General features: G+C 37.1%; 1 protein-coding gene. It reads right to left on the bottom strand.

Annotated elements, in window-relative coordinates; translation table 11 throughout:
• On the bottom strand, positions 1–7,168 hold a 7,168-nt coding region (locus BBROOKSOX_RS08105), incomplete at both ends, for a C80 family cysteine peptidase (RefSeq protein WP_180323919.1).

Here is a 7,168-nt window from a genome sequence, read left to right on the forward strand (position 1 = left end):
CTCTATCTAATTGCATTTCTTCACGCTCTTGAACATGATCTTTCCAAGCATCTCTAGCAATAAGGAATGTTTTTTTACTGCTTATTAACTTGTACATAGAGGAGGTCGATTGCGCTAATTCTTCTAGATCTCTTTTATCTAAACTTGGAAGCATTGTCGAAAAAAAACTTCTTAACCGATCTATATCATCAACAAAAGCTGGAGGTCTGCTATATCTAGGTCTATTTGAGATATCCTCTAAAATAACATTGGAAATCTCAATAACATCGGTAAATAGATCTATAAACAACTTTCTCCCTGATGCTCTATCGTGAGCCTCGCCAAGCCAAAGATCTTTTAACCATCCATGGCGCATACCACCCCTTAGCTCATTTACCCCCTGATCCCAAGAGATTGTTTTAACTTTTTTCCATAGTCTTTGTGGTATTTCAGAGATGCCCAGCTGTTGTTGGGGCTCCATATCTATTAATTCTTTATCCAGCTTTTCTTGTGCTCTTTCTTCCCGTTCTTTTTTCTGTTTTTTCCCGCCCAACCTTTTTCTTTCTTCCTCTGATACTTGTTCTGCACCTTCTTTTTCCATCATTCTCTTATTTACAGGCACTTGTTCACCTTCAAATACTTTACCCTTAGCACTCACACCAACAATTCCTGGATAGCCCTCGACTGGAATAGTCATACCCTTGCTCCGTAAATCTTTTTCCAAATTTGATACAAAACTGTTATTGCCTTTATCACACTGACTTGAACCACACCCAACGACGGATACTTTGCTTGCTTGCTTGTCTTTGGAGTTGGAGAGAATGATTGCTAGGTCTTCGGAAAGTTGTTTCGAGGTGTTGCCCTCCATAGTGGCGTTGTCGCCTATACCTTTAACATGTCCGGTTATTTTGACTTTATAGTCTTCTTTTAGTTTGTCTATGTCACCTGGCTTTACTATTAATAAGCCATTGTTTTTTGTAACCACTACTACATTGTCTGCGCCATGTTTGCTCTTAAGTCTGTCGGAGAGATTCTTGGTGGCTTCTGTGATGGTATCGTCTGTGCCTACTTGATAGATCACCACGCCGCCCTTTTTAGTTGCTGAAGATTGTTCTTTTGGTTTGCCACCTGATGCTTGATCGGTATCTTCGTTGTTTGGTATTCTTATCTCGTTAATAATAACACCAAGAGCCTCCAAGGTGCCTCTGTTAAGCTGAAATTTTAAGTTCATATTTTCTATGGCAGAGGCTTTTATTTCATTGCCTGCTCTTAGATCTAATGTTATGACTACCAATTTTCCTTCGACTTCTTTTCTTACACTGTGATGACTGCCTCTTGCGTATCTTATTTCTATTGCCTCTTGATTAAGTGCCCTCCTCCAGTTCCCGTACTTTACTTGTCTATAAGTTAGGTTGTATTTACTAAGGTCAACGGGTTGATTTTGCCTCTCTTTCTCGGCCTCATTGAGCTTCTTCGAAACTTCTAGTTGTGCACGCTTTCTCTCTTTTTGTTCTTCTTTGTATGCTTGCTCTTTCTCCTGCCTGAGTTTAACATTTGCATCTTCTTTTGCTCGGAGTTCGAATAGCGCTGCATTTTTCGCTGCAATGCGTTTGTCTCTTATTTTTTTATTTTCTTCTACTATTCTATTTCTTGCTTCCTCTTGTTCTTGTTCTTTAGCGTCTTTGACAATTCGCCTTGTTTCTCTTTCCTGTTGTTTCAAAACTTCTTCCTGCTCTTTCTTTACGCGTAGTTCATTGATCGTCAGTCCAATGCCATTGCGTCTATTAGCTCTTTTTTCCCTATTTAGACTCGCTTTAGTGGCCTCCTCTTCCAAATCAGAGAATATTTCAAGGCGTTTATAAATGGGGAGTGTTTCATTCAGAAGCATTTCCTTATACCAATTTTGTGCACTAGCATTTAATAGCGCTCGATCAAAAAGAATGTTGATTTTCTCAATCGTATTTGTTTCAAAATCCTCTGCAAGCAGTCTTCCAAGGGCTTCGGTGCCTTTATCTCTGAGATTGGGAACAATTTCTTTGCTTTTTATATAGGTTTTTGTAAAATCTGCACTGTCTTGTAGTATTTGATCAAAATCCTTGTTTAGTGCTTCGTTATCGGAGAGTTTTGTTGTTGTATGATTTTCTAAGTATTCTCTTATGTTTCTCAATTCTTTAATCCGCTCACGCTGTTCTTGATCGGCGTTCAATTGATAGATAATCTTTGTTTTTCTGAGTGCCTCACTATCGGCTTTTTTATTGGCTTTTAATTCGGGTTGTGCTATTCTTTCATCAAGTATTTTGATCAGTCTTAAAGCGTCTTGTCTGTCTTTTTCAGTTTCAGAAATACTGTGTGATAAGTTTTCTATTCTGGTGAATGCATCTTGGATAGCTATTTTTTCTTGGGCTATATCAAACAAGGAGTTTTCTGTATTGTCTGTAATTTCTTGGTATGTTTTTTCTAGCTCTAGTGCTTTGTCTCTTTCTTCCCCAATTTCTGCCATTGTCTCTTGGGAATCTAATGCTAAGAGTTTTTGCGCCTTACTTAGCACAACTTCCTTGTCTTTCGATATTAAACCAAGCATTGAATTGATATTTTGTTCTTTGATCTTTGCAATATCTAAATCTTTTTTTGCATTTTTTATTAGCAAGTCTTTTTCTCTCTTAGATTTTTGACTTTGTGTAATTTGTGTTATTTTTTTATTTAATGCAGCAACCTCATTCTTATACCTCAGTTGTAAACTCTGTACTTTTTTTATTTTAATATTTAGCGCATCCAACTCACTTTTTTTTCTATTTATTGCCTTTGTAGCTACATCAATTATTACTTCAAGTTTCGCTATTCGTTCTTGAGTCATTTCCATTTCTACTGTCATCCGTTCTATTAATAACGCCTTTTTTTTCTGCTCTATTGCATTTTTCTGTGCTGTTAGCTTGTCTAATTTTGTTTGCAATTTTTCTTTCTGCTGACCTTCTTCACCTGATTCTACTGCTGGCTTTTTACTTTCTTTTATATCTTTACTTGCCTCTTCCCACTTTTCTTGAATATTTTTTTCTTCTTCTTCTGCATCATTTATTAGAACCTTCATTCCCCCTAATTTTTCTGCGTATTTACTGCTAAACAAATCTTCAAACTTTTGTAATTCTTCTTCTATCTTATTTTTCCTTTTTGATATATCGTCGAACACTTCCAATTGCTCTTTTTGTTCTGCCAATAGCCTGTTTTTTGTTTCATTGAATTGACTACCAAGTCTTGGTTTTCCGAGTGCCTCCGTTGCATCTAATTTGACTTGGAATAATCGACCTGTTACTTTCTCTAATTTTTGATAGGATTCCCTATGCGGAATTTCTGCAGCTTTCCGCTGTTTTTCTATCTTTTGCAACTTGAGTACCAGATCTATTAATTCTTCATTCAGCTTTTCTTGTTGTTCTTTCTGTTGTTTTTCATTCAGTCTTTTTCTTTCTTCATCTGATACTTGTTCCGTACCCCCTTCCTCCATCATTTGCTTACCTGCAGGCACTTTATCACCTTTCAGTACTATACCCCGATCATTAATGCTAACGGCTCCCAGATAACCCTTGACTATAGTAGTCACACCCTTGCTCTGTAAGCTTTCTTGCAAATTTGATACAAAACTTCTATTGCCATTGTCGCACTTGCTTGAACGACATCCGATAACGGATACTTTGCGTGGTGAATTGCCTTTGGGGAGGACGGTTACCAGGTCTTCGGAAAGTTGTTTCGGGGTGTTGCCTTCCATGGTGGCTCCGTTGCCTTTACCTTTGATATGTCCGGTTATTTTGACTTTATAGCCTTCTTTTAGTTTATTGGTGTCGCCTTGTATTTTTAATAAGCCTTTTTTGTTTTTTGTGACCACCACTACATTGTCTTCTCCATGTTTAAGTTTAAGTCTGTTGGAGAGGTGTTGGGTGGCTTCTGTGATAATATTGTCTGTGCCTACTTGATAGATCACTGCACCGCTGTTTTTATTTACCGAAGATTGTTCTTTTGGTTTGCCGCCTGATGCTTGACCTATGTCTTTGTCGCTTGTTTTTTGTTGGATTTTTGTTTTCCTGTGAGTTTTTTGTAGATCTGAAGAGGCACTGGCTTGTTTTTTTGCAGATCCGGATGTAAGGGGTCTAAATACCACGCCAAGTGACTTCATGGTTCTCATATTAAGTTTCAACTTATCCTGTAATGTTTTGATATAGACAGGTTGTATAAGTGTTCCTGGGTGCAAAGACATAGCGTAACTTGATTTTTTCCCGTCTACCATTCTGTGATAAGCAGCATGTTTTCCGCCATATGACATTGGTATTTTTGCTCTTATCATTGCTTGACTAAAAGTCTTAACCTTTATGTTGTTATATTCTAACTTGTATTTCTCAAAATTAACAGGTTGGTTCAACTCTTCTTCTTCAGCCAACATGTTTTCTTGTGCTTGTCGTTGTTTCTCAATCTGATTCTCATTGCGTTTTTTTATGTACTCCTGATCTTTTATTTTATATTGCTCCATAAGCGTTGCTCCCGCCTCTTCTCTTGTCGCTCTTACTCTTTCTTCTTGTTCCTCTGTAGTTTCTGGTTGTTTTACTTTTAAAATTCCCTCTTCTTGTGCTAATCTCTCCCTCTCTTGTTCTGATGCCTCCTCCTTTTGCGCTAATGCTTCCTTCACTCGTGCTGTTCTTTCCTCCTCTTGTTCTAAGATTTCTTCTTGCGCTAACGCTTTCTCCTTTTGCGCTAATGCCTCCTTTTCTCGTGCTAAACTTTCTTCTTTTGCTGATCTTTCCTCATCTTGCGCTATTTTTTTACGCTCTTGTGCTAACCTTTTTTTCTCTTCTTTAAAACCTTGCCGCCTTTTTTGTCGCGTTGCTGCTGCTACTTTGTTGCGTTCCTCCCTCTCAATTTTGTCTTGTAATATTCTTTCTTTATGTGCTCTTTTTTGTTCTAGGTCTTTTGGGCCGACGCCACGCTCTTCTGCTCTTTCTTTCCTGAATGCAACTGTCCGTTCAAGCATTTTTTTTACCCAAGAAATCACATCAAGGCGATTAGAAATATCGCTATCAGTGTTCAGAATCAGATTCTTATAAAGCTCTTTGTCCACAGGGGACATCCATATTTCCTCTAAAATCTTGTCTACCGTTGCTTCAGTATATTTTTCTTCGAATTCCGTAATAGCCAATCTTTTAAGGGCATCAAGTTGCATATCTTGTGCACTTAAATCTGGCAGAATACCTTCTTTCTTAATATAATGTTGTGCAAACTCTAAATTGGCCTTTTCTATTGCCTCAAGCCTTTTTTCTTCTTCTGGTTTGCTCTTACGCTCTGGGAAAGAAAAACCTTCTACTGTTAACGGCTCTTTTAGAGATTCTTTTAACTCTTTAATTGTTTGAATGCGCTCATATTGCTCTTGATCGGCATTTAGCTGTAGAATAACTGGTCGTTCTCTTTCTTGCTTGAGGATATTAGACGCTTCTTCTGTGTTTGATTTTGCTATTTCCTCATCATATTTCTTAATTGTTTTTAGGGCTATGGCTTTATTCTTTTCAGCTGTAGAGATATCTTCTAACAGTTCGTCTATGGCTTCATTTTCTTCTTGCCTTATGATTGCTTGTTGTGCTGCTTCACGCAAAGTATTGTTGTCATGGTCTGTATTTTGTGCTTCTTTATTGGCTGTAATGTTTTGGAAGTCTTTTTCTAAGTCGTCCATTTCTTTATTTTGTTTTGTTAACACTGATTCTTTATTTTTTATTTGATTTGTTTTTTCCTCTATTTCCTCTATTGCTAACTGCCTCACTTCATGGGTTGCAGTATCTATGAAACTAGATATGAATTCGATACCCTGCTCCATACCTTCCTTTGATGCTAACTTTTTTTGCTCTTTTTTTAGATTGTCTTTCAAGTTGCTTAACATCCTTTGTGGTCTACCTTTTAGTTTGCGTAGCAGGGCTTCTTCATGTAATATAGCATCTTCTAATTTCTTAACCTTATTTGATCGACTCTTAGTGGGTGCATGAAGATATACCTTTGAGAGTGCGTTCTTTTTGTCTGTCCATTTTTTTACTTCTTCTTCTCTGTACTTTTTTATTTCCTCAAACAAGATTTTTATCAATTCATCGTTTACATGTGTTCTTTGTGCATCCATCATTTGTATTAACAAATTTTCTTTCATCAATGCTTGTCTCTTTTGCTCTATAACCTCCATTTCTTTTTCTAGAGTGTGCAATGTTGCTTTTAATTTTTCTTTATTTGTTTTATCTGATTCCGCTGACAATCCTTGCGTTTGCTTTTCTTCTTTTTTTATATCTTCACGCACTTTTTCTAACTTCTTTTGGGTATTTTCTGCCTCTTTATGTATAGTTCCTCTAAGTTGCACTCTTTTGATCATCAATTCATTGAATTTATCTGTCAACTGTTGATCCAAGGTGTTTACTTTTTCTACATTTGCTCTTTCTGTTTCCCTTTGTACAACTATTTCTTGCATTGTTTTTTTTCTCAGCATGTTTTGTTGAGCAAAATAATTTCGACTTTTTCCCGATGCTTCAAATTCTTTAGCTGCATCCAGCATCCTTGTATTTATGTCAGTATCAAGCATGTCTTCATCTATTTTGCTTAGTGTTTCAATACTTTTATAAAGCAAACGATGATCCTCTAGCCGCTTACTTCTTGTTTTTTCCAACTCGACTTCTAAAAGCCTTAATGCTTTCCTATCCTCCGCCTGCTCATTTCTTATTTTCTCTTCTTCATTCTTTAACCTTGTACCTTCTGCCTCTAATTCTGCTTTTTCTTGTTCTTTCTTTAACCTTGTACCTTCTGCTAATTCTGCTTTTTCTTGTTCTTTCTTTAACCTTATACCTTCTGCCTCTAATTCTGCTTTTTCTTGTTCTTTCTTTAACCTTATACCTTCTGCCTCTAAATCTATTTTTTCTTGTTCTGCCGTATCCCCTGTATCTCCTTTTTCCATCATTCTTCTATCTTCAGGCACTTTATCACCTTCCATTAATACACCCTCATCGTTCATACCAACATATCCTTTATGACCCTCGACTTCAGTAGGTATACCCTTGTTCTGTAAACTTTCTTTCAAATTTGACACAAAACTGTTACCGTTGTTGCCACACTTATCTGAATGGCATCCGGTAACGGATACTTTGCGTGGTGGGTGTTCGGGGAGGATGGTTTTTAGGTCTGTGGC

Source organism: bacterium endosymbiont of Bathymodiolus sp. 5 South, from assembly GCF_900128535.1.
GTDB lineage: Bacteria > Pseudomonadota > Gammaproteobacteria > PS1 > Pseudothioglobaceae > Thiodubiliella.